Genomic DNA, 23,425 nt, shown 5'->3' on the forward strand with positions numbered 1-23,425 from the left:
ACAACTTCGGCCTGCTCCTGCGATGGCTCGCACAACTCCTGTGTGCCATCATCCGGGCCATCGCCGAAACTGTCCCGGCTCAAAAGATCGCTTAAATCAGCGCTCGTCCGCGTTCTTCACGGCGGACTTCGGATTCGATAAGGACACTAGCAAACTTATGATTCTAGTGTGCTTTATGAATGCGAAGTTCGTGAAAGTGGCTGCCGCGAAATCGCACGAACTTCGCATTCAGCACACTAGGAGCGAGCTTTCGCCTTTGGTCTTGCCGCGACGTCATGCGCGGTGGCATCGAACTCGCTCGAAGCGTTGCCCGATGGCCCGCTCGTCGCGCTGCCGACGCCATGCCCCGTCAACTTTGCGAGTTCGCGGCTGAGGTCGTGGATGTGGTACGGCTTGCGTAACACCGGAAAGTCGGACCTCACGTCGCGTGCGCTCGCGCTGTAGCCTGTCGTCAGCAGGATCGGCAGCTCGGGCTTTCTGTCCCGGATCGTGCGCGCCAGCTTCAGTCCGTCGATCCTGCCGGGCATGACGATGTCGCTGAACACCACGTCGATCCCGTTGGCGTCGATTTCCGACAAGGCGGCCTCTGCGTTCGACGCCCAGCGCACGGTGTAACCGAGCTGTTCGAGCAGGCCCGTGCTCGCATCGGCGACGGCAGGATTGTCCTCGATCAGCAGGATCGTGGCCAAGCCGGGCGTGCCGTGCCCAGTAGCCGTGCGCTTTGCGGCCGCAGTCCCCCGCGGCAGATAGATGCTGACCGTCGTGCCCTTGCCGAGCGCACTTGTAATCTCGACCCGGCCATCCGCCTGGTGCGCGAAACCGTGAACCTGGGACAGCCCAAGGCCGGTCCCTTTGCCGACCGGCTTGGTGGTGAAGAAGGGATCAAAGACCTTGTTCATGACATCGTCTGGAATGCCTTCGCCGGTGTCGGTAATGCTGACGACCACCTGGGCGGCTTCCGGGACATTGCGCGCCGCGACGGTCAGCGTGCCGCCGCCGGTCATCGCATCCCGGGCATTGACCACGAGGTTGATCAGCGCGGTCTCAAATTCCGTCGGATCGACGAAGATCGGCCAGAGATCCGGTCCGATCTCCATGTTCAGCTTGATCGCGCCGCCGAGCGCGCTGGTCAAAACCTCTCGCACCGCGGCGATCCTGTCGGCGACGTTGATGGTCTGCGGATTGACACTCTGCCGACGCGCGAAGGTGAGGAGCTGCCTGGTGAGGGACGCGGCACGCTCGGATGCGGTTTCGATCGCGCCGAGTGCAAGCGTGCCCCGTTCGCTCGTCACCTCGCGCTTGATCCGGTGCAGATTGCCGGAGATGATCATCAGCAGGTTGTTGAAGTCGTGCGCGACGCCGCCGGTCAGTTGGCCGAGCGCATCCATCTTTTGCGATTCCGCAAGTTGACGCTGCACCTGTTCGAGCTTCTGATGCGCGTCGCGCCGCTCGGAAATATCCCGGGTGATCTTGGCGAACCCGACCAGGCTGCCGTCGGTATCGCGGATCGGATCGATCACGACGCTCGCCCAGAAGAACGAACCGTCCTTGCGGACCCGCCAGCCTTCCTCCACGTAATGCCCGGTCTCTTCCGCGATCTTGAGCGCATGGGCGGGCTTGCCAGCAGCCTGGTCGGCCGGCGTATAGAACCGCGAGAAGTGCTGGCCGATGATTTCGCCGGGCGAATAGCCCTTGATACGCTCGCCGCCGGCGTTCCAATTGGCGACGATGCCGGCCGGCGTCAACATATAGAGCGCATAGTCGGTGACATTGCTCACCAGCAGGCGGAACTGGCTTTCGCTGGCCTCGAGATCCGCGCGCGCCTGATGCCGCTCGGTGATGTCGCGGGTGACCATTGCGTAGCCGACGAGCTTGCGCTTCTCGTAGATCGGATCGATGACCACAGCGGCGTAGAATTGCGACCCGTCCTTGCGGACAGACCAGCCTTCGGCCGCTGAGTGCTTGTCCTTCCGCGCCATCTGCAGCGCTCTCGCCGGAACGCCGGATGCCCGGTCTTCGGCAGGATAGAAGACCGAGAAGTGCTGGCCGAGGATCGCCTTGGCCGGATAGCCCGTGATGCGCTCGGCGCCCTTGTTCCAGTTGATGACCCGGCCATCGGGGCCGAGCATACAAATGCCGTAGTCGGCCACGCCGCACGCCACCGGCCGACGATCGTGCGGGCTCTCGACGATGCCCCGTTTGGGTTGTTCTGATTTCTTAACCATCACCGATCCTGCCCCCGCCCGAAACGCGCGGGGGCAGTCAATGTTCCATGCGAGCACGAGGACCGGGCGATCAGGGCCGGTTCCGTCGTTCTTCGGAAAAGTTCGGCCAACGGTCGGAACTTTTGGTTCCAATCGCGATTAAGGTACTCGGTTTGCGTCACAAATTGCGGTTCTGGCGCTTTCCCGCTTGAATAGATCAACGGCAGTCATTCTTATGGTCACACTGGCTTTTCCGAGTCTCTGGATTCGCGGCCAGCGCGTAGGGGAAATTACATGACCGATGTCGGTTCGTCGCCTCGTCCCCGTGCTGATACGCGCCGCAGCCAGCAATCAAACGGAAGCCTCGATTCTTCGCATGACCTGCTGCAGTCGCTGCAGGCGATGCGCGCCGGCGATTTCTCGGTCCGGATGCGTGGCGACTATCTCGGCATCGACGGCAAGATCGCGGACGCCTTCAACGAAATCGCAGCCGCCAACGAGCGCATGGCGCAGCAATTGGCGCGCGTCGGCCAGGTCGTCGGCCGCGAGGGACAGACCCGCCAGCGCGTCAATTTCGGCCTCGCCAGCGGCGCCTGGGCCGATATGGAGAGTTCGGTCAACACGCTGATCGATGATCTGCTGTGGCCGACGCGCGAGGTCACCCGCGCGGTCGCTGCGGTGGCGCAAGGCGACCTGCTGCAGACCGTGCAGCTCGACGTCGAGGGCCGGCCGCTGCGCGGCGAATTCCTGCAGTCGGCGAACATCGTCAACACGATGATCAAGCAGCTCTCGGTGTTCACCTCGGAGGTCACGCGCGTGGCGCGCGAAGTCGGCACCGAGGGCAAGCTCGGCGGCCAGGCCCAGGTGCCGGAAGTGACCGGCGTCTGGAAGGACCTGACCGAGAGCGTCAACTCGATGGCCAACAATTTGACCGGCCAGGTCCGCAACATCGCCGAGGTGACGATCGCGGTCGCCAACGGCGACCTGTCCAAGAAGATCACGGTCGACGTTCGCGGCGAGATCCTGCAGCTGAAGGAAGCCATCAATACGATGGTCGATCAGCTGCGTTCGTTCGCTTCCGAAGTGACGCGCGTGGCGCGCGAGGTCGGCACCGACGGCAAGCTCGGCGGCCAGGCGATCGTGCCCGGCGTCGCCGGTACCTGGAAGGACCTCACCGACTCGGTGAACGCGATGTGCGGCAACCTGACGGCCCAGGTACGCAACATCGCCAACGTGACCACGGCCGTGGCGCGCGGCGACCTGTCGCGCAAGATCACGGTCGACGTCAGCGGCGAGATTTTGGAGCTGAAGGACACCATCAACACGATGGTGGACCAGCTCAACTCGTTCGCGTCGGAAGTGACGCGTGTGGCGCGCGAGGTCGGCACCGAGGGCAAGCTCGGCGGCCAGGCCCAGGTGCCCGGCGTCGCCGGCACCTGGAAGGACCTGACCGACAACGTCAACTTCATGGCGTCGAACCTGACCGCGCAGGTCCGCAACATCGCCGACGTCGCGACCGCGATCGCCGGCGGCGACCTCTCGAAGAAGATCACGGTCAACGTGTCGGGCGAGATCCTTCAGCTGAAGGAAACGCTGAACACCATGGTGGACCAGCTCAACGCGTTCGCATCGGAAGTGACGCGCGTGGCGCGCGAGGTCGGCACCGAAGGCAAGCTCGGCGGCCAGGCCAATGTGCTCGGCGTCGCCGGCACCTGGAAGGATCTGACCGACAACGTCAACTTCATGGCGTCGAACCTGACGGCGCAGGTGCGCAACATCGCCGCCGTGACGACCGCGGTCGCTGGCGGCGACCTCTCCAAGAAGATCACGGTGGACGTGCGCGGCGAAATCCTCGAGCTGAAGGACACCATCAACACGATGGTCGATCAGCTCAACGCGTTCGCGGGCGAGGTGACGCGCGTGGCGCGCGAGGTCGGCACCGAAGGCAAGCTCGGCGGCCAGGCCGAGGTGCGCGGCGTCGCCGGCACCTGGAAGGATCTCACCGACAGCGTCAACTCGATGGCCTCGAACCTGACCGCGCAGGTCCGCAACATCGCCGAGGTCGCGACCGCGGTGGCGAAGGGCGACCTGTCGAAGAAGATCACGGTGAACGTGTCGGGCGAAATCCTTCAGCTGAAGGAAACGCTGAACACGATGGTGGACCAGCTCAACGCCTTCGCCGGCGAGGTGACTCGCGTGGCGCGCGAGGTCGGTACCGACGGCAAGCTCGGCGGCCAGGCCGAGGTGCCCGGCGTCGCCGGCACCTGGAAGGACCTGACGGACAGCGTCAACTCGATGGCCGGCAATCTCACGGCGCAGGTTCGTAACATCGCCGAGGTCGCGACCGCGATCGCCGGCGGCGACCTGTCGCGCAAGATCACCGTCGACGTGCGCGGCGAGATCCTTCAGCTGAAGCAAACGCTGAACACGATGGTCGACCAGCTCAACCGCTTCGCGGGCGAGGTGACGCGCGTGGCGCGCGAGGTCGGCACCGACGGCAGCCTCGGCGGCCAGGCCAACGTGCCCGGCGTCGCCGGCACCTGGAAAGACTTGACCGACAACGTCAACTCGATGGCCGGCAACCTGACCGCGCAGGTCCGTAACATCGCCGAGGTGACGACCGCCGTGGCGCGCGGTGACCTGTCGCGCAAGATCACCGTCGACGTGAAGGGCGAAATCCTCGAGCTCAAGAACACCATCAACACGATGGTGGACCAGCTCAATGCGTTCGCGGGCGAGGTGACGCGCGTGGCGCGCGAGGTCGGCACCGAGGGCAAGCTCGGCGGCCAGGCCGAAGTGCCGGGCGTCGCCGGCACCTGGAAGGATTTGACCGACAACGTCAACTTCATGGCGTCGAACCTGACTGCGCAGGTCCGCAACATCGCCGAGGTCGCGAGCGCGATCGCCGGCGGCGACCTGTCGAAGAAGATCACCGTGGACGTGCGCGGCGAGATCCTGCTGCTCAAGGACACCCTGAACACGATGGTCGAGCAGCTGCGCTCGTTCGCCGCCGAAGTGACGCGCGTGGCGCGCGAGGTCGGCACCGAGGGACGGCTCGGCGGCCAGGCCGTGGTGCCCGGCGTCGGCGGCACCTGGAAGGACCTCACCGACAACGTCAACCTGCTGGCGGCGAACCTGACCACCCAGGTGCGCAACATCGCCGAAGTCACCACCGCGGTGGCGCGCGGCGACCTGTCGCGCAAGATCACGGTCGACGTGAAGGGCGAAATCCTCGAGCTCAAGAACACCATCAACACCATGGTCGACCAGCTCAACGCCTTCGCCGGCGAGGTGACGCGCGTGGCGCGCGAGGTCGGCACCGAAGGCAAGCTTGGCGGCCAGGCCGAGGTGCGCGGCGTTGCCGGCACCTGGAAGGACCTCACCGACACCGTCAACGTCATGGCGGTCAACCTGACCGAGCAGGTGCGCGGCATCGTCAAGGTGGTGACCGCGGTCGCCAACGGCGACCTGAAGCAGAACCTGACGGTGAAGTCGAAGGGCGAGGTGGCCGCGCTCGCCGACACCATCAACAACATGACCGAGACGCTTGCGACCTTCGCCGAACAGGTCACCAGCGTGGCGCGCGAGGTCGGCGTCGAGGGACGGCTCGGCGGTCAGGCCAACGTGCCCGGCGCGGCCGGCACCTGGAAGGATCTCACCGGCAACGTCAACCTGCTCGCGGCCAACCTGACCTCGCAGGTGCGCGCGATCGCGGAAGTGGCGACCGCCGTGACCAAGGGCGACCTGACGCGCTCGATCCAGGTCGACGTCCGCGGCGAGGTCGCCGAGCTCAAGGACAACATCAACACGATGATCGGCAACCTCCGTCTCACCACGGAGCGCAACACCGAACAGGACTGGCTGAAGACCAATCTGGCGCGCTTCACCAATATGCTGCAGGGCCAGCGCGATCTTGCGACCGTCGGCCGGCTATTGCTGACCGAGCTTGCGCCGCTGATCAACGCGCATATGGGCGTGATCTACCAGGTCGACAATCCCGAGAATGCGCAGTTGCGCCTCTTGTCGGCCTATGCCAGCGACAGCAGCAATCCGCATCCGCAGATCGTCCAGTTCGGCGAGGGATTGATCGGCCAATGCGCACTCGACAAGCGCCAGCGCCTCGTCTCCGAGATTCCCGGCGATGCGGTGCCGATCAATTCGGCCTTGATGCGGATCATGCCGAAGAACCTCGTCGTGTTTCCGGTGCAGTTCGAGAACCAGGTCAAGGCGGTGATCGAGCTGTCCTCGATCTCCTCGTTCACGACCTCGCAGATCACCTTCCTCGAACAGTTGACTGACAGCATCGGCATCGTGCTCAACAGCATCGAGGCGACGATGCAGACCGAGGCGCTGCTCAAGCAGTCGCAACAGCTCGCCGGCGAGTTGCAGACCCAGCAGAAGGAATTGCAGCAGACCAACGATCAGCTGGAGCAGAAGGCCCAGCAGCTGGCCGAACGCAATGTCGACGTCGAGCGCAAGAACCAGGAAATCGAGCAGGCGCGGCGCGCGCTGGAAGAAAAGGCGACCGAGCTGTCGCTGACTTCGAAGTACAAATCCGAATTCCTCGCCAACATGTCGCACGAGTTGCGGACGCCGCTGAATTCGATCCTGATCCTGGGCCAGCAGCTCACCGAAAATCCCGACGGCAATCTGACCGGCAAGCAGGTCGAGTTTGCCCGCACCATTCACGGCGCCGGCACCGACCTGTTGAACCTGATCAGCGACATCCTCGATCTCTCCAAGATCGAGTCCGGCACGGTGACGGTCGACGCCGAGGAAATTCTGACATCGAGCCTGCTCGAGACCGTCGGACGGCCGTTCCGGCACGAGGCGGAGAACCGGCATCTCTCGTTCAGCATCGATGTCGACGCCAATCTTGCGCGCAGCATGGTGACCGACTCCAAGCGGCTGCAGCAGGTGCTCAAGAACCTGTTGTCGAATGCGTTCAAGTTCACCGCGGAAGGCGGCGTCAGCCTGACCGTGTCGGCCGCGCTCGGCGGCTGGAGCGTCGAGCATCCGATCCTCAATGCGGCGCCCGCGGTCGTTGCGTTCGAGGTGTCGGATACCGGCATCGGCATTCCACAGGACAAGCAGAAGCTGATCTTCGAGGCGTTCCAGCAAGCCGACGCCGGCACCAGCCGCAAATATGGCGGCACCGGTCTTGGACTGGCGATCAGCCGTGAGCTCGCGGGTCTGCTCGGCGGCGAGATCCATCTGCGCAGTGCGACGGGCAAGGGCTCGACCTTCACGCTCTATCTGCCGCTGAAATATGCCGGACCCTCGGTGGCGCTGCGCCCGCAGGCTCAATCGATAGCGATGCCGCATACACCGGCTCCGGCGCTGCAGGTGTCAGGCGCGCAGGAGCGTGTGATCGAGCAGCTTCCGGACGACCGGCTCAATCTCGAGCCCGGCGATACCATCCTGCTGATCGTCGAGGACGATCCGCATTATGCGCGGGTGCTGATCGACCTGGCGCGCGACAAGGGCTTCAAGGTGCTGGTCGCAAGCCGCGGTGCCGAAGCGCTGGATCTGGCCAAGCAGTTCCAGCCGAGCGCGGTGTCGCTTGACGTCTTCCTGCCCGACATGCTGGGCTGGACGGTGCTGAGCCAGCTCAAGCACAATCCGCTGACCCGTCACATTCCGGTTCAGATCATCACGCTCGACGAGGACCGGCAGCACGCGCTGGCGCGCGGCGCGTTCTCCTTCGTCAACAAGCCGACGACCACGGAGGGCGTCAGCGCTGCACTGTCGCAGATCAAGGAATACGCCAGACCACGCCGCAAGCGCCTGCTGATCGTGGAGGACAATGCAGCGGAGCAGCTCAGCATCACCGAACTGCTCGGGCACGAGGATATCGAGATCGTGACCAGCGGCACCGGGGCAGGGGCGCTGTCGACGATGCGCGAAAATCCGTGCGACTGCGTGGTGCTCGACCTTCGCCTGCCCGACATGAGCGGTTTCGAGGTGCTGGATCAGATCCGCAAGGACGAGACGCTCTCCAATATTCCCGTTGTCGTGTTTACGGGCCGGGAACTTTCAGCGGAAGAAGACGCGGAACTGCACACGATGGCGCGCAGCATCGTCGTCAAGGGCGTGGAATCGCCGGAGCGTCTGCTCGACGAAACGTCACTGTTCCTGCACCGTGTGATCACGGAATTGCCCGTCGAAAAACAGAGGATGCTGGAGAAGCTCAATAGCTCCGACGAGGATCTTATTGGCAAGACCGCACTGCTGGTCGACGACGATGCCCGCAACATCTTCGCGCTCTCGAGCGTGTTGGAGCGGCGAGGTATGAAGGTGTTGACTGCGACAACCGGTCACGAGGCCATCTCGCTGGTCGAATCCAATCCCAAGATTGCTATCGTGCTGATGGACATCATGATGCCGCAGATGGACGGTTACCAGACCATCGGCGCCATCCGGCAAAACCCCGCCTTCGCGCGGCTGCCGATCATCGCGCTGACCGCGAAGGCGATGAAAGGCGATCGAGAGAAATGCCTGGAGGCAGGCGCGTCCGACTATCTGGCGAAACCCGTGAACACCGAGCAACTGCTGCTGGCGATCCGCATGTGGCTGCACCGCTGATCGGCGATCGAACATGATGGACCACGAAAAGGTAAACATCCTTCTGGTCGATGACCAGCCGGCGAAGCTGCTGGCCTATGAGGTCATCCTGAAGGAGCTCGGCGAGACGCTGGTCGCCGCGTCGTCGGGCCGCGAGGCGCTGGAGTTCCTGCTCAAGAACGAAGTCGCGGTCATCCTGGTCGACGTCTGCATGCCAGAGCTCGACGGCTTCGAGCTCGCGGCGATGATCCGCGACCATCCACGCTTCCAGAAGACCGCGATGATCTTCATCTCGGCAATCCAGGTCAGCGATATCGACCGGCTCCGCGGCTACGAGATGGGCGCGGTCGACTACGTGCCGGTGCCCGTCGTGCCCGAGGTGCTGCGGGCAAAGATCCGCGTGTTCGCCGAGCTCTACCGCAAGACACGGCAGCTCGAACGCCTCAACGCGGAGCTCGAGGACCGCGTGCGCGCACGCACGGCCGAGCTCGAGCAGTCGACCACGCGACTGGTCGAAAGCGAGGCGCGCCGCAGCATGGCGATTGCGGCCGGCAAGATGGGCTCGTGGGACTGGGATTGGGTCAACGGCGACTGGATGTGGGACGAGGGGCAATACAAGATCTTCGGCGTCGACCCGAAATCCTTCAAGCTCACCTCCGACAATATACAGGCGCTGTTTCATCCCGACGATGTCGAGCACCTCCGACAAGCCTGGACCGGCTTCGGCAAGGGCCAGACGTCCTATGAAACCGAATTCCGCGTCATGCGGCCGGACGGCGAAGTGCGCTGGTGCGTCGGCACAGCCGCGGCCACCAGCGACCGCAACGGCAAGGTGGTGCGGGTGAGCGGCGTTACCGTCGACATCACCGATCGCAAGAAGGCCGAGGAGCGGCAGAGCCTGCTCACCCGCGAGGTCGACCATCGCGCCAAGAACGCGCTCGCGCTGGCGCAATCGATCGTGCGGCTGACGCGCGCGCAGAACGTGACCGCCTATGTGCGGGCGGTCGAGGGCCGCATCACGGCGCTGGCACGCGTGCACACCGTGCTGTCGCTGTCGAGCTGGCAGGGCGCCGAAATCCGGCGGCTGGTCACCGAGGAGATCGCGCCGTATTCGGAAGCCGGACAGATCCAGATCGATGGCGAAGAGGTGCAGTTGCAGCCCGCGACCGCGCAGACCTTGGCGCTGGCGCTGCATGAGCTCGTCACCAACTCCGCCAAATACGGTAGCCTGTCGGTGCTGTCGGGCCGGCTTGCGATCACTTGGGAACTGCACGACGAAACGTTGATCCTGGCCTGGGTGGAATCCGGCGGACCTCCCGTGACCAAGCCGAAGCAGAGAGGTTTCGGCACGAGAAGCGTCATCGCCAGCATCGAGACCCAGCTCGGCGGCCGCGCCGACTTCGATTGGCGCACCGAGGGCCTGGTCTGCCGGCTCACGGTTCCGCTCAAGGCGCTGGCTGGAGAGCCCGCGGCCTACCGCGATTTGTCGACGGCCGAGCAGCGCCAGCCCATGGTCAGTTCCAGGGCCGTATAGCGCATCCCACCCGAACAGGAACCAAGCGCCGGACGCTGCGGTTAACGGGGCTTGATCGCTCCATTCGTGGCTTGAGGTGCTACCGTGGATGCCCAAACCCGAGAGCGCGGGCCGTCCGGGGAGAAGCCACGGCAGCCCGAGCGCAATCCCGAGCAAGGATCGCGACCTGACCGCGCATCCTCGCCACAGCAGGAAACCGAGCGCAAGCCATCGATGCGCGACCGGCTGCGCGAGCACTGGCTGCTTACCACAGTCGGCGCCTGTCTGCTCCTGCTCGCGATCATCGGTGGCGTGAGCTATTGGCTCAACGTGCGTCACTATGAATCGACCGATGACGCGTTCGTGGCCGCACGCAGCTTTGCGGTGGCGGCGAAGGTCGGCGGCTATGTCGTCGAGGTCCCCGTCACCGACAACCAGCACGTCAATGCCGGCGACCTCCTCGCGAGGATCGACGAGCGCGACTACAAGATCGCCGTCGATCAGGCCAGCGCACAGGTCGCGGTCGCCGAGGCCAATATCGCCAATGTCGAGGCCCAGATCGACAGCCAGCAGGAGCAGATCAAGGAAGCCAAGGCGCAGCAGCAGCAGGCCGAGGCGCAATTGAAGTTCGCGCAGGAGGAAGCTGAGCGCGCCCAGAACCTCGTCGAAAAGGGCGCGGGCACCGTGCAGCGGCAGCAGCAGACCCGCTCGGATCTCGATGCCCAGCAGGCCAATGCCAGCCGCGCCAGGACGGCAGTGACTGCCGCTGAGCTCGGCGTCAAGACGCTCGAGGCTCAGCTCAAGAGCAGCAAGGCATCGCTGGAGCAGGCGCAGGCCCAGCTCGATCAGGCCAAATTGAACTTGCAGTATACCCGCATCGTCGCAGCGCAGTCCGGGCGCGTCGTCAAACTGAGCGGCGCGGTCGGCACCTATGTGGCGCCGGCCCAGAGCGTCATGATGTTCGTTCCTGACGAGGTCTGGATCACTGCCAACTACAAGGAGACGCAGCTGACGGACATGCGCCCGGGCCAGCCGGTCGAGATCAGGATCGATGCGTATCCGGGGCGCAAGCTCACCGGCCGCGTGGCTTCGGTTCAGCCAGGCTCGGGCACTGCGTTCAGCCTGCTGCCGGCGGAGAACGCCACGGGCAATTTCGTCAAGGTCGTGCAGCGCGTTCCCGTGAAGATCGTGATCGACAATTGGCCGAATGACGTCCCGATCGGGCCGGGCATGTCAGTCGTGCCCTGGACCAGGGTGCGATGAACGACATTGCGGCAGGCGGCGGCGCGGTCTGGTCGCCGGAGCGTTCGGCTGCCGGCGGACATAATCCTTATCTGATTGCCTTCGTCGTCTCGATCGCGACATTCATGGAGGTGCTGGACACCACGATCGCCAATGTGGCCTTGCGCCATATCGCGGGCGGTCTGGCAGTCGGCATCGACGAGAGCACCTATGTCATCACCAGCTATCTCGTCGCCAACGCCATCGTGCTGTCGATCTCGGGCTGGCTCTCAACCGTGATCGGCCGCAAGCGCTTCTACATGATCTGCGTCGGCACCTTCGCGTTCGCGTCCCTGCTGTGCGGGCTGGCCTGGAGCCTGGAGGCGCTGGTTCTGTTCCGGATCATCCAGGGCCTTGGCGGCGGCGCGATGGCGACGAGCGAGCAGGCGATCCTCGCCGACTCCTTTCCGCCGGCCAAGCGTGGCCAGGCGTTCGCGATCTACGGCGTCGCGGTGGTGGTTGCTCCCGTGGTCGGGCCGACGCTCGGCGGCTGGATCACCGATACCTATAGCTGGCACTGGATCTTTCTGATCAACGTGCCGATGGGCTTGCTCTCGCTGTTCCTGGTCGGGACGCTGGTCAAGGAGCCGTCCGGCGCCGAGCAGGAGCGCAAGGAGCTGCTCAAGGACGGCCTGCGCGTCGACTACATCGGCTTCATGCTGGTCGCGATCGGGCTCGGTTCGCTCGAATTCGTGCTCGACGAAGGCCAGCGCAAGGACTGGTTCGGGTCCAACATGATCGTCGGCTTCGCGCTGGCCTCGGCGATTTGCCTGATCGCGCTGATCCCCTGGGAGCTGACGCGCAAGGACCCGATCGTCGATCTCCGCCTGCTGGGACGTCGCCAGTTCGGATCGTGCTTCCTGGTGATGCTGTGCACCGGCGCGGTGCTGATCTCGTCGACGCAGCTCCTGCCGCAGCTGTTGCAGACCGAGCTGAACTATACTGCGCTGCTCGCCGGGCTCGCACTGTCGCCCGGCGGCGTCGTCACGCTGATCTTGATGCCGGTGGTCGGCCATCTCGTCAGTCGCGTCCAGCCGAAATATCTGATCGCGATCGGCGGCTGCATCGTGGCATTCTCGATGTGGCACCTGACGGGACTGAACGGCGACATCACGTATGGCTATGCCGCGCTCGCACGCATCTTCCTCTCCGCCGGGCTTCCGTTCCTGTTTCTGCCGGTCACGACGGCGTCCTATGACGGCGTGCCGCCGGACAAGACCAACCAGGCCTCGGCGCTGATCAACGTCGCGCGCAATATTGGCGGGTCGATGGGCGTCGCACTCGCCCAGACCGCGCTGGCGCAACGCCAGCAATTCCACCAGAGCCGGCTGATCGAGCATGCCGCGCCGTCCGATCTCGGGTATCAGCAGACCATCGACACGATGACGCGCTTCTTTCAGGCGCAGGGGTCGAACGCATCGGACGCCGCGTCCCAGGCGGTCGCCTGGGTCGGCCAGACCTTGCAGCGGCAGGTCGACCTGCTCGCCTATATCGACGTGTTCTGGATGCTCTCGATCATCGGCCTCGTGATGATCCCGCTGGCGCTGATCATCAAACCGGTCGATCTGACGGCGCCACCCAAGGGACATTAGAGCAGACGACATTGTGAACGCGGGAGCGGCCGAACCGCGCTATGAACGGCGTGGCCGAGGGGAAATCGCGCGAGGAGCATATGCCCAGGACGAATCTTGCCGGTGCGGGTCTGTCGGCCGTCTTGCTCGCAGCGGTCAGCATCACGCGGTCGGGCGCCGAGCCCGTGCTGAAAGGCGCGGAAGCCTTCGGCGACTGGCAACGCGACAAGCCGGGCACGGTGCGCCTGATCACGCCGCAGGACTTGCCCAAGCCCGGGGCAACGGCGTCGAGCAGCAAGTTTCCGCGCGTCATGCCGAGACCTGCGTCGGCCGCGCCGCAGGTGCCGGCAGGGTTCAAGGTCGAACTGTTTGCGAGCGGGCTCAGCGGCCCGCGGATCATCCGGACCGCGCCCAATGGCGATATCTTTGTGGTGGAAACCGGCTCCGGCCGCATTCGTATCCTGCGCAGCGCCGATGGTGCCGCCAGGCCTGCGACCAACGAAGTCTACGCAACCGGATTGAACCAGCCGTTCGGCATCGCATTCTTCCCGAGCGGTGACAATCCGCAATGGCTCTATGTCGCCAACACCGACAGCGTCGTGCGGTTTGGCTACCGTAACGGCGATCGCAAGGCGTCGGGAAAGCCCGAGACGATCGTCGCCCGGCTGCCGCCCGGCTACGGCCATTCCACGCGTGATATCGTGTTCACGCCGGACGACAAGCGGATGCTGGTGTCGGTCGGCTCCGCCGGCAACGCAGGCGAGGGGCTGGGCCGCCCGCCGAAGGGCATCGAGGCCTGGAGCCGCGACCATGCGCTCGGCGCTGCCTGGGGCGACGAGACCGATCGCGCCGCCGTGCTCGCCTTCGATCCTGATGGCAAGAACCAGAAGCTGTTTGCCACCGGGATCCGCAACTGCGTCGGACTTGCGATCCAGCCGGGAAGCGGCACGCCGTGGTGCTCGACCAACGAGCGCGACGGCCGCGGCGACAATCTCGTGCCCGACTATGTGACACGGGTCCGCGAAGGCGCGTTCTACGGCTGGCCCTGGTACTACATCGGCGGCAACGAAGACCCCGCGCATGCCGGCGCGCGGCCCGACCTGAAGGACAAGGTGACGGTCCCCGACGTGCTGTTGCAGGCCCACTCGGCGTCGCTTGGCCTGACCTTCTACACCGGCAGCAGTTTTCCGCCGGAATATCGCGGCGATGCGTTTGCCGCCGAACACGGCTCGTGGAATCGGTCGAAGCGCACCGGCTACAAGGTCATTCGCATCAGGCTGAAGGACGGCGTGCCGACCGGCGAGTACGAGGATTTCGTCACCGGCTTCGTCATCGGCGACAATGAGGTCTGGGGCCGTCCGGTCGGTGTGACGGTCGCGCGCGACGGCGCACTGCTGGTCTCCGAAGACGGCAACGGCACGATCTGGCGCGTCAGCCGCGACTAGCGCTGCAGGCGGCGCACGCTAGCCGAGCCCGTCCTTGAGGCCATACTCCTCGTAGATGGTCAGGGGATCGGTGTCGGGAAACAACCGGCACTTGGCCTGCGCAAGATGCAGCGTGACGGCGCCGGCCTCACATCTGGCGGTCAGGATTTTTCGGACATCCTCCATATGCGCGCGCGGCTGATGCTTTGACGGCAGCTGTTCGAGCGCCACCAGCGCTGTGGCCAGGGCCTCCGTGACTACCCATTCGTCGTGTCCGGTAATTCCCTTTCGCGGCATCGCCACACCCTCCGTAGCACCGGCTGCGACATTGTAGCGCGAGATGGGTGGGGGCTGTCATCAGCCAACATGGCCAAGGCAGCGGGGAACCGGTTCGCGTGGCCCTGCCACGATGCGCCGCAGGGAACCGGCGTGGCAGCGCGCGGAAGCAATGATTAGAACCACGAGGCTCGCTTCTTCGTCCCCGGTCAGTCCACCCAAATGTTCGCTCCCTATCTCTCGGCCTGGAGTCTTGTCCCCGACGGCGACCCGATCGTGACGCACGCCGCACGGTTGCTGCCGGTGCGCCGGCATGGGGAGCCGGCCATGCTCAAGCTCTCGCACGAGCCGGACGAACGCCTCGGTGCCGTCGTGATGGAGTGGTGGGACGGCGAAGGCGCGGCGCGGGTTCTTGCTCGTGACGGCGACGCCCTTCTGCTCGAGAGGGCGACGGGATCGGCTTCGCTCAGCGAAATGGCGCGAACCGGCCGGGACGACGAGGCCTGCAGGATTCTCTGTGCAACGGCTGATCGGCTTCACGCCGAGAGAGCGAAGCCGCGGCCGGATCTGACGCCGCTGACGCACTGGTTTCGTGAGTTGTGGCCCGCGGCGAGGACGCATGGCGGTATTCTGAACCGATCGGCGGAAGTTGCCGAAGCTCTGCTGGGCAGTCAGCGTGAGATCGTGGTCCTGCACGGCGATCTGCACCATGACAACGTGCTCGACTTCGGCGCGCGCGGCTGGCTTGCGATCGATCCGAAGCATCTTGTCGGCGAGCGCGGCTTCGACTTCGCCAACATCTTCACCAATCCGGATCTTGCGGATCCGACACGGCCGGTCGCGACCGAACCCGGACGCTTTGCGTGGCGGCTCGACATCGTCGTCGAAGCGGCTCGGCTGGATCGCCAGCGCCTGCTGTCATGGATCGTGGCCTGGACCGGCTTGTCGGCCGCATGGTTTCTGGGGGATGGCGATCCGCTCGCCGAAATCGACCTTACGATCGCGCAGCTCGCCGCCGCCGAGCTCGACCGGATGGCGTAGAGCGCGCAGCGACTACGCCGCAGCGGCACTGGCTCCACTCAGCGACACGCTCAGAATCCGCCACTTCGAGATATCGAAGAAGTAGGCGGCCTTGATGCGCGCGGAAGCAGGGTCCGGCGCCTGAATCGCGGTGTGGAATTGCCGCGTCCCATCGCTCAGCGAAATCCGGAATGTCTGCATTGGTCTAACCTCCACGCGCGGATGCTGCGGCACGGGGGGTTAACATCCGGTTGCCGTTGACGGCGCGCGCGACACGGTCGCTTCTCTCACTCAGGTGAAGCCGGCGGCAGCCGCACCATCGTGTCCTCCGCGCCAACGACGCGTCCATCTTGCGCGCGCAACTCGAGCCGTCGCACCGGCAGCCCGTTCTTGCGGTCGACCAGCAGCACATGCGCCTCATCGGGCTCAAAGAAGAAATCCTCACCCCACTGCCGGAGCGCAACGAGGAGGGGAAAGAGGCCGCGTCCCTTTTCGGTCAGCACATATTCCTGGTAGGGGCTGCCGTCGCTTGCGGGCACCGTCTCCATGATGCCGTGCGCCAGAAGATTGCGGAGCCGGGCCGAGAGGATGTTCTTGGCAAGCCCGAGGCTCTTCTGAAACTCGCCGAAGCGGCGCAGCCCGTCGAACGCATCGCGGACAATCAGCAGCGACCACCAGTCGCCGATCGCATCCAGCGGCCGGGCGACGCCGCACATCGAGTCCCTGTGGCTCACTCGCTTGGCCATCGTGATCCTCAACACTCATTCCCTGGGGATGATCGGCGCTCAGTGCCGCGGCCGGAAAACCACCCGATCGTGGGTTCGATATATTGGTTGCAAAGTAAAACCTCAAGCGGTACACGATGGTTTCAAATTGAAACCTCGTGAGGTGCGCCATGATCCAAGCCGACGCCGCGTTCGACGGCACCTTTCCATTCGCACCGCATTTCAGCGCGGCGCCGGGCTTTCAGATGCATTATGTCGACGAAGGTCCGCGGGACGGCGAGGTGGTGCTTTGCCTGCACGGCGAACCAAGCTGGGGCTATCTGTTCCGCCACCTCGTGCCGGGCCTCAGTGCGACGCACCGGGTGGTCGTTCCGGATCACATGGGTTTTGGCAAGAGCGCGACGCCGGCGCATCGCAGCTATTGGCTGCAGGACCATGTCGACAATCTCGAAGCGCTGGTCCGCGCGCTCGATCTCACCGACATCACGCTCGTCATGCATGATTTCGGCGGCCCGGTCGGCATGGGGCTAGCGGCCCGGCATCCGGGCCGGATCCGCCGCATCGTCTCCGCCAATGGGCCAACGCCGTTCGGGCAGAGCGATCTGTTCGATCGCGTCGCCGCCAACGCGCAGGTCTCGCCGTGGTTTCAATGGATCGCAAAGGCCGAGGCGAGCGGCGACCTTGAGCCGGTTCTCGGACAGCTCGGCTTCAACATTTTGAGCACGCTGAAGCTCAACGGATTCGAGAACAACGCCGTCATCACGGACGCCTGGCTCGCCGCCTACGGCGCGCACTTCGCCCGTCCGGCGGACTGCCTCGGTGCGATCGGCTGGGCCAAGGGCTTTGCGACCGGCGCGCATCAATTCCAGACGCCCGATCCCGCCGCCGACCGCTTGATCCGCAGCAAGCCTGCGCTCGCGATCTGGGGCGACGCGGACCGCACGCTGCGCGCGGAGCATTTCCTGCCGCTGTTCTCCGCAATCTTCCCGACGGCGCCGGTCAGGCGCCTTGTCGGCGTCGGGCATTACTGTTTCGAGGATGCGCCTGAGGACATCGCCGGCCTGATTGCGGAGTTCATCCGGCAGACGTGACTGCGCGTCACATCGTGCATTCCGCCGAGATCGCAGCCTCAAGTGCCGGCACCCAGGCCTTGTAGGCGGCCGCGGTGAAATGAATACCGTCGGCCATTTTCGCGCCGGGCGGCAGATGCGCATCGATGAACCGAACGCCACGCGCAACTGCGGCGGCTTCGATCGCCCGGTTGGTCGATTCGTCAGCTGCGACGGCGATGGCCACCAATGGCCGCGTCGACAGCGACTTGACGGTCTCGATGAGGTCGGTGAAGTCGCGTTGCGCCGTTGGCGATCCGGCGTCGTTCGCGCCGACCGCGAGCACGAGCAAGAACGCGCCCTGGTCCTGCAGCACGCGCCCGGCGAGCTGCTTTGCCTCCGCGATGGTCTGACCGCCAACGCCGGCATTGACGACCGGACGTCCGCAGAGCTGCCGGGGCAGCGGAGCCATTTCGGTGATGCTGTCGCCAAGCACGACGATCGGCGCCGGCGCGTCGGCGAGCGCAGCGCGTATCATGAATTCGCGCACAGCCGCATGATCGTGAAAGGCGTGCTGAGACACTTCGCCGAAGCGGTTGCGCATCCTCTGCAGCTCCGCAAAGGAAGCGACAAAACCAATCAGAAAAGTAACGGCCAAAACCCAAGGTAGTGCGCGACGCATGGCTCCTCAGAGCTATCATCGCGGCTCCAGCCCGAGCAATATTCGGAAACACCCGCACAACGCCGGAGCGATCACTTTCTGCGGATCACGTCCTGCGGGAGGTGGCCGGATACGGCGGCGCGCAACCCATTACCTCCGCTGCCCATCTGGTGGTTGGCTATCGCTGCAGCTCCGAGCCCGGCAGGACGTCGCCCAATCGAAAGCAGTGGCGGAAGGGGTGGGATTCGAACCCACGGTACCCTTGCGGGCACGCCGGTTTTCAAGACCGGTGCCTTAAACCACTCGGCCACCCTTCCGGATCAATCGGATCAGGCACTTAGCGCATGGTCCTGACGAACGCAATGCGAACGTGGACCCAAATCGGACCCAACCGCTCATTTTCCCAAGAAGCCAGCGGCGAGGGAGGTGAGCGCTGCGGAGACCGCCGTGTCCGCAGCTTGGGTCCGCTTCCGCTTCGCGTACCAGCGCAACAGCGTCGCCGGGTCGTCGCCGATGCGCTTTGCCACGATGTGGACCCCGATGCCGGCATCGAGAAGCGCGGTCGCGTGAACACCGCGCAACGTGTGCAGCTTGATCCCCTTGAACTTGAGGAGGTCGGCTCGGCGCCGGAATTCCTTCGAGACGTTGCGCGGCACCCGCGGTGCCGTCAAGACGCAGCCGTTTCCGGGCTCGGGTAGGGCCGGGAACATCAGTGCCCTGGCCGGCAGCTTCACCAGCGACAGGTCGACGTCGACGCCATCCGGGACGCCGGCGACGATGCGCTGCAACCGATCCTTCTCGGCCAACAGGACCGCGATCGTGGCCTCATCGAGGTCGATGCTGCGGCGGCCGCGCTCAGTCTTCGGCGGCTTCAACCGCAGTCCGAACTTCTTTGTGTGTTCCCACGCCCGCTCAATCCGCAGCGTCTTCTTGTCGGCGTCGAGATCGGACCAGCGCAGCGCCAGGACCTCGTTGCGGCGAGCGCCAGTCGCTGCGGCGAGAACGATGATTGGATAGAGGCTCGACGGCTTGAAGCCGGTTACCAGCGTCTTCAGCTCGGCCTCCGACAGGCCCTCGTCGTGCTCGTCGACCTCGTCGGCGCCGTCGACGTCATCAGCTTCAAGGTCGACCGCCTCAGGCTTCCCCGGATTCGGGTTCGGAATCTGCCCGACGAATCGCATGGGGTTGACGGCGACCAATCGCTTGAGCTCGGCCATGCCGAGGCAGGCATTGAACACGGTGTGGACGTGGCGGGCTGTGCGTGGCGCGAGCTCGTCGCGGATGACCTTACCATCGAGGCCGGCGTACAGCTTGTCGATCGCGCTCGCCTGCAGCACCTGGAGGGCAGTGGCGCCAAGCACCGGCACGACGTGCTCCTTCAACAGCTGTTCGTACCTCTCGAGGGTTCGCTGACCGACCTTACGCTTGTTCTTGGGACCCGGTGCGCCGGAGTCAATCCACAGCGTGATCCAGCCGGCAAGCGTCAGCTTGCTCGGCTCGACCGCCAAGCCGTCATCCTTGGCCTTGAGCAGCTTGCGGAGCTCCTTGCGCGCCTCGGTCAGCGGGCCTCGAAAGGTCTTCGCAAACCGCTTGCCATTCACGCGGTACCGCAGGCGGAACGTGTTCTCGCCGCGCTGATCGATACCGCCGTCGCCATGCGACCGTTTTCGAACTACACGTCGGGTCATTTATTTACCCTCCCTGAATTTGCTTATTTCCTCCAGAATCTGCTTCGCGTGAGTGTCACCTTCGCCTGCACTTTTGATTAGTTTTTCCATCGTTCCGTCAAGCAGGCCGGCTCGATAGACCGCGTTTCCGAGTTCACTCTTCACGATGGCGACAAGTCGATCAGTGTCGTAGCGGGGGTTAAGGGCGAGGTCGTCATTAGCCAACTGAACATAAGTCCACAGTAAATTGGCGATGCCCTGCTTTGCGGCCTGCAGGGAGGTTGCCTTTATGGGGTCCATTGGCTCGACCGCCTGACTCGGCGGCCGGATCTGGCTAAGCACGTCAATTACGACTGCGATCGCGGCGTCAAACAAGAACGGATCATCTAACCAATGCACACCATCTTTGTTGTTGTACGGATGAACGCGCTCGATCGCCGCCGCGGCCATCCTCAACATCAGGTAGGTGCGCCGATCGAAGAAGTGCTCGTGAATTTTGTCGTCGAGCGAGAATGACTGAACCAGCCTAATCGCGAATTCGTTCGACAATGTGCGGCCTGATTGGGCGGCGGCCTTTTCGAGCCTCTCTTTGATGTCAGGACGAATCCTGGTGGAGAACACCTCGCTCTTCTGCGTTGCCTTTTTCTTTCGCGCAGCTGGCCGTCTTGCCATCCGAAAAACTCCCTGTGGAATGTCTTACATATTGTATGTACCAGTCATGACGCAAAAGCGCAAGTCGGGTATACGTCATACGTATTGTATGACACGAGGATGGATCAGGATGAGCAATGATGTGCTTGTGTTGACGGTCCCTGAGGCCGGCAAGTTGTTGGGATTGAACAGAAATCGAGCCTATCTGGCCGCTGCTCGCGGAGAATTGCCGACCATTCGAATAGGCCGTCTGCTGCGCGTGCCGAAGGCCGCGCTCGAGCGGATGCTTGAGTGCGCAGACACCGAGGCAGCCGCATAGGCGATGGCAACATCTAACACGGCGACGCCGGCCACCGCGTTATGCGGTGAACCGGCGCCGAATTTTGAGCAGCTTGGCGGCGAGCTCGGATCCACAAATAGCGCAGACCTTCATCAGCGGCAAGCCCGCGCGATGACGCGCCGGTGCGCCATCACCTTCGCAATGGCATCGATTGTCGCCCCCATGATGCACGGGGAGGGCCGATGACCAGAGAGAAACTCCCCAATAAGCGACGCAGTATTGCATTCACCTTTGAGTTTGAAGGGCATCGGTACCGCGCCAGCGCGACCCGTTTCGCGGACGGTCGGCTCGCTGAACTCTTCCTCGACGCCGGCAAGTTCAACAGCCCGCTTCAGCAGCAAGCGGAAACCGCTGCAGTGCTGGTCAGCCTATTACTTCAGCATGGCGTCAGCGTGGACGTCATCCTGCATTCGATCCGCGGACCGATCGCGACCGCATTGCTAATGGCGGAGGCGCCATGAACGCAATGTCTCCCGAAGGGCAGCAACAGCTCGGTCAAATCCTCGCTGTCATTGGCCTGGCGAAGGAAGATCGGCTTAGCGTGTTTCAAGCCAATGTAGCGGAGGCCGGGCAGATCATTCGCTATGGTCTCGCCACAAAGCAAGTCGTCGTCGACAGGCTTTACCAAATCGCCAAGTCAGCCAGATACCTCGATGAGTTCGGCGAGGAAGCAATTCAAGCCGCTCTGGCGCCGCTCGGTGCTCGTAGCGTCCAATTAGACGGCGGCCGTTATCAGCGCACCAGCACAAACACGCTGATGGCTGCGAAATATCCCCCGGTGCGCGCCATCGTGGAAGATTACCTCTACGAGGGTTTCACCGTCTTTGCTGGTCGGCAAAAGCTCGGCAAGACGTGGTTGGCCATGGACTGGGCATGTGCCGTGTGCAGCGGCGGATATGCGATGGGCTCGATCAACTGCGACACCGGCGATGTGCTTTACGTCGACTTGGAAAACGGACCGCGTCGTATCCAAGGCCGGATCAACACGCTATTTCCCGATGAACGCAGCCGACCAGATCTTGGCCGACTCGAGTGGATGACGGAGGCGCCATCTCTCGATCAGGGCTTTATCGATCACCTTGAGCGCTGGCGCAAATCGGTTCGGAAGCCGACGCTTGCCGTGATCGATGTACTGCAGAGGATTAAGCCAGCTGGCAGTGTAGCGCGAAATGCCTATGAGAACGACTATAGCGCTTGGGCGCCGCTCCAGCAGTGGGCGACAGCCTGTAACGTCGCGGTGCTTGGTCTGCATCATACGAAAAAGGGCGGCGCTGACGATCCTCTTGAGGCTTTGTCGGGCTCCAATGGATTGTCGGCGTGCGCTGACACGACCATCGTCCTCGACCAGGACCAGAACGGACGCACGCTGTATGTCCGTGGCCGCGACGTCGAAGAAAAGGAAGCCGCCATCAAATTCGATCGGGGCAACTGGACCGTGCTCGGCGATGCCGCCGAGGTAAACAAGTCGGACCAACGTCGCAAGATCCTTGATGCCTTGCGGAATACCACGACCCCATTGGGACCGAAGGAGATTGCGGCTGCCACCGGCATGAAGGACGGCAACGTCCGATACCTGCTGACCAAGATGGCCGAAGCCGGCGAGATCGAAAAGCAGGGATACGGTCTCTATACCCCCACTCACAGCGCTCACACCGCTAACACTTGGGGAGGGTGCTAAGGTGCCCAGTGTTAGGGTGTTAGGAGAGTTAGCAGGGTATAGGCCTTCCGAGGAACGCCTTGCCGCGGGTCCTCCAAGGCCGCTGGAACAACACCAACGGGCAGAGCAAGCGCTATCGCCAGTCAATCGGGGGGCCGGAAAGCCTGAAACTGAAACTGAAACTGAAACTGAAACTGAAAAACTCGCCGATGCGCTCGACGCCGCCCGTGACGAGCTCCGGCGGCAGAGAGCGGAACATGTCGCGCAGATAGCAAGGTCGCATGCCCGGATCGACCAAATCGATCGCTTGCTCGGAAATGCCCAAGCGGACTGCCGCCCGATTCTTGACGATGATGATCTCATTCCCATCGGTGTCGCGGCGAGGCGAGCCCGTCGGACCACCCAGACCATCCGCGTTTGGTGCAAGAAATATGGGATCGGAAAGTTCGTAGCCGGACGGTGGCAGATATCAGCGCGCCGGCTTCATGAGCTGCTTAAAAAAATCTGAGGCGCTTTGCGTTCTTTGCGTTTGAGCGCTTTTTCGCGTTGCGTTCAGCAGTCAGGAATTGCGGCATGACCTACAAGCCGCTTCCATTTCCTGACCGCTACGTCGACCGCTTGACGGTTTCGGCGCCTCAAGCATTTGGCCGTGCTGTGCGCGAGGCCGCTGCCAGGCAGGGCCTATCGACTGCGGACTTCGTTCGTCTGGCCGTCGCAGAGCGTGCCGTTGATGCCGGCATCGCCGTGCCGAGGCTTCCCATCCTCTCCAATTCGACTTTCGTGCCCGATCGCATCCAGCGGCGGGGCAAATAAGGAGCGCGC

The 23,425-nt window shown here is 63.8% G+C and carries 19 protein-coding genes and 1 tRNA gene; 11 read left to right on the forward strand and 9 right to left on the reverse strand.

Going from position 1 to position 23,425, the window contains the following annotated elements:
• Window positions 1–236 precede the first annotated feature (236 nt).
• Complete coding sequence (locus I6F38_RS24485; RefSeq protein ID WP_346657126.1) at window positions 237–2,225, reverse strand: PAS domain S-box protein; 1,989 nt, start codon at window positions 2,223–2,225, stop codon at window positions 237–239.
• A gap of 273 nt (window positions 2,226–2,498) precedes the next feature.
• Between I6F38_RS24485 and I6F38_RS24490 the strand changes: the two genes are divergently transcribed.
• From I6F38_RS24490 to I6F38_RS24510, 5 genes are all read left to right on the forward strand, one after another.
• Complete coding sequence (locus I6F38_RS24490; RefSeq protein ID WP_225162118.1) at window positions 2,499–8,789, forward strand: HAMP domain-containing protein; 6,291 nt, start codon at window positions 2,499–2,501, stop codon at window positions 8,787–8,789.
• A 16-nt stretch (window positions 8,790–8,805) separates the two neighbouring features.
• Complete coding sequence (locus I6F38_RS24495; protein WP_225162188.1) at window positions 8,806–10,302, forward strand: HWE histidine kinase domain-containing protein; 1,497 nt, start codon at window positions 8,806–8,808, stop codon at window positions 10,300–10,302.
• 84 nt (window positions 10,303–10,386) lie between these two features.
• Window positions 10,387–11,544, forward strand: coding sequence for an HlyD family secretion protein (locus tag I6F38_RS24500; RefSeq protein ID WP_225162119.1), 1,158 nt, complete (start codon window positions 10,387–10,389; stop codon window positions 11,542–11,544).
• Complete coding sequence (locus I6F38_RS24505) at window positions 11,541–13,154, forward strand: DHA2 family efflux MFS transporter permease subunit (protein WP_225162120.1); 1,614 nt, start codon at window positions 11,541–11,543, stop codon at window positions 13,152–13,154. The genes I6F38_RS24500 and I6F38_RS24505 overlap by 4 nt, the downstream gene beginning before the upstream one ends.
• A gap of 80 nt (window positions 13,155–13,234) precedes the next feature.
• Complete coding sequence (locus I6F38_RS24510) at window positions 13,235–14,578, forward strand: sorbosone dehydrogenase family protein (RefSeq protein WP_225162121.1); 1,344 nt, start codon at window positions 13,235–13,237, stop codon at window positions 14,576–14,578.
• 18 nt (window positions 14,579–14,596) lie between these two features.
• On the opposite strand, the gene I6F38_RS24515 is transcribed toward I6F38_RS24510, so the two are convergent.
• Window positions 14,597–14,854 carry a hypothetical protein gene (locus tag I6F38_RS24515; protein ID WP_028340659.1) on the reverse strand — a complete coding sequence of 86 codons (258 nt, stop codon included), beginning with the start codon at window positions 14,852–14,854 and terminating at the stop codon, window positions 14,597–14,599.
• Window positions 14,855–15,055: 201 nt separating this feature from the next.
• On the opposite strand from I6F38_RS24515, the gene I6F38_RS24520 reads away from it, so the two are divergent.
• A complete protein-coding gene (locus I6F38_RS24520) occupies window positions 15,056–15,874 on the forward strand; it encodes an aminoglycoside phosphotransferase family protein (protein ID WP_225162122.1) in 819 nt (272 codons plus the stop codon).
• Between the two features lie 12 nt (window positions 15,875–15,886).
• Here the strand turns inward: I6F38_RS24520 and I6F38_RS24525 are convergent, their stop codons facing one another.
• Together I6F38_RS24525 and I6F38_RS24530 are read right to left on the reverse strand one after the other, a co-directional pair.
• Complete coding sequence (locus I6F38_RS24525; protein WP_016847764.1) at window positions 15,887–16,054, reverse strand: hypothetical protein; 168 nt, start codon at window positions 16,052–16,054, stop codon at window positions 15,887–15,889.
• 86 nt (window positions 16,055–16,140) lie between these two features.
• A complete protein-coding gene (locus tag I6F38_RS24530) occupies window positions 16,141–16,599 on the reverse strand; it encodes a helix-turn-helix domain-containing protein (RefSeq protein ID WP_028340657.1) in 459 nt (152 codons plus the stop codon).
• A 149-nt stretch (window positions 16,600–16,748) separates the two neighbouring features.
• Here I6F38_RS24530 and I6F38_RS24535 point away from each other — a divergent pair, with 149 nt between their 5' ends.
• Window positions 16,749–17,669: an alpha/beta fold hydrolase gene (locus I6F38_RS24535; protein ID WP_225162123.1), complete on the forward strand. Its 921-nt coding sequence runs from the start codon at window positions 16,749–16,751 to the stop codon at window positions 17,667–17,669.
• A gap of 7 nt (window positions 17,670–17,676) precedes the next feature.
• Here the strand turns inward: I6F38_RS24535 and I6F38_RS24540 are convergent, their stop codons facing one another.
• The 4 genes from I6F38_RS24540 to I6F38_RS24555 all read right to left on the reverse strand — a co-directional run bounded on the left by I6F38_RS24540 (window position 17,677) and on the right by I6F38_RS24555 (window position 20,627).
• Entirely contained in the window at window positions 17,677–18,231 is a 555-nt protein-coding gene (locus I6F38_RS24540) for an SGNH/GDSL hydrolase family protein (protein ID WP_225162124.1), read from the reverse strand.
• Window positions 18,232–18,515: 284 nt separating this feature from the next.
• Window positions 18,516–18,605, reverse strand: a tRNA-Ser gene (locus I6F38_RS24545).
• A gap of 78 nt (window positions 18,606–18,683) precedes the next feature.
• Complete coding sequence (locus tag I6F38_RS24550) at window positions 18,684–19,976, reverse strand: site-specific integrase (protein ID WP_225162125.1); 1,293 nt, start codon at window positions 19,974–19,976, stop codon at window positions 18,684–18,686.
• Window positions 19,977–20,627, reverse strand: coding sequence for a hypothetical protein (locus I6F38_RS24555; RefSeq protein WP_225162126.1), 651 nt, complete (start codon window positions 20,625–20,627; stop codon window positions 19,977–19,979).
• Window positions 20,628–20,736: 109 nt separating this feature from the next.
• Here I6F38_RS24555 and I6F38_RS24560 point away from each other — a divergent pair, with 109 nt between their 5' ends.
• The 3 genes from I6F38_RS24560 to I6F38_RS24570 all read left to right on the forward strand — a co-directional run bounded on the left by I6F38_RS24560 (window position 20,737) and on the right by I6F38_RS24570 (window position 22,624).
• The gene (locus I6F38_RS24560; protein ID WP_225162127.1) at window positions 20,737–20,925 is read left to right on the forward strand and encodes a helix-turn-helix domain-containing protein; all 189 of its coding nucleotides are present in this window, start codon (window positions 20,737–20,739) and stop codon (window positions 20,923–20,925) included.
• 203 nt (window positions 20,926–21,128) lie between these two features.
• On the forward strand, window positions 21,129–21,407 hold the full coding sequence (locus tag I6F38_RS24565; RefSeq protein WP_225162128.1) for a hypothetical protein: 279 nt from the start codon (window positions 21,129–21,131) through the stop codon (window positions 21,405–21,407).
• On the forward strand, window positions 21,404–22,624 hold the full coding sequence (locus tag I6F38_RS24570; RefSeq protein ID WP_225162129.1) for an AAA family ATPase: 1,221 nt from the start codon (window positions 21,404–21,406) through the stop codon (window positions 22,622–22,624). Before I6F38_RS24565 ends, I6F38_RS24570 begins: the two co-directional genes overlap by 4 nt.
• A gap of 112 nt (window positions 22,625–22,736) precedes the next feature.
• Here I6F38_RS24570 and I6F38_RS24575 read toward each other — a convergent pair whose 3' ends face one another.
• A complete protein-coding gene (locus I6F38_RS24575) occupies window positions 22,737–22,928 on the reverse strand; it encodes a hypothetical protein (RefSeq protein ID WP_225162130.1) in 192 nt (63 codons plus the stop codon).
• 248 nt (window positions 22,929–23,176) lie between these two features.
• Between I6F38_RS24575 and I6F38_RS24580 the strand changes: the two genes are divergently transcribed.
• A complete protein-coding gene (locus I6F38_RS24580) occupies window positions 23,177–23,416 on the forward strand; it encodes a hypothetical protein (protein ID WP_225162131.1) in 240 nt (79 codons plus the stop codon).
• Window positions 23,417–23,425 lie beyond the last annotated feature (9 nt).

Origin of the sequence: Bradyrhizobium sp. BRP56 (genome assembly GCF_020194035.1) — a bacterium.
In the GTDB taxonomy this organism is placed as follows: Bacteria; Pseudomonadota; Alphaproteobacteria; order Rhizobiales; family Xanthobacteraceae; genus Bradyrhizobium; species Bradyrhizobium australafricanum.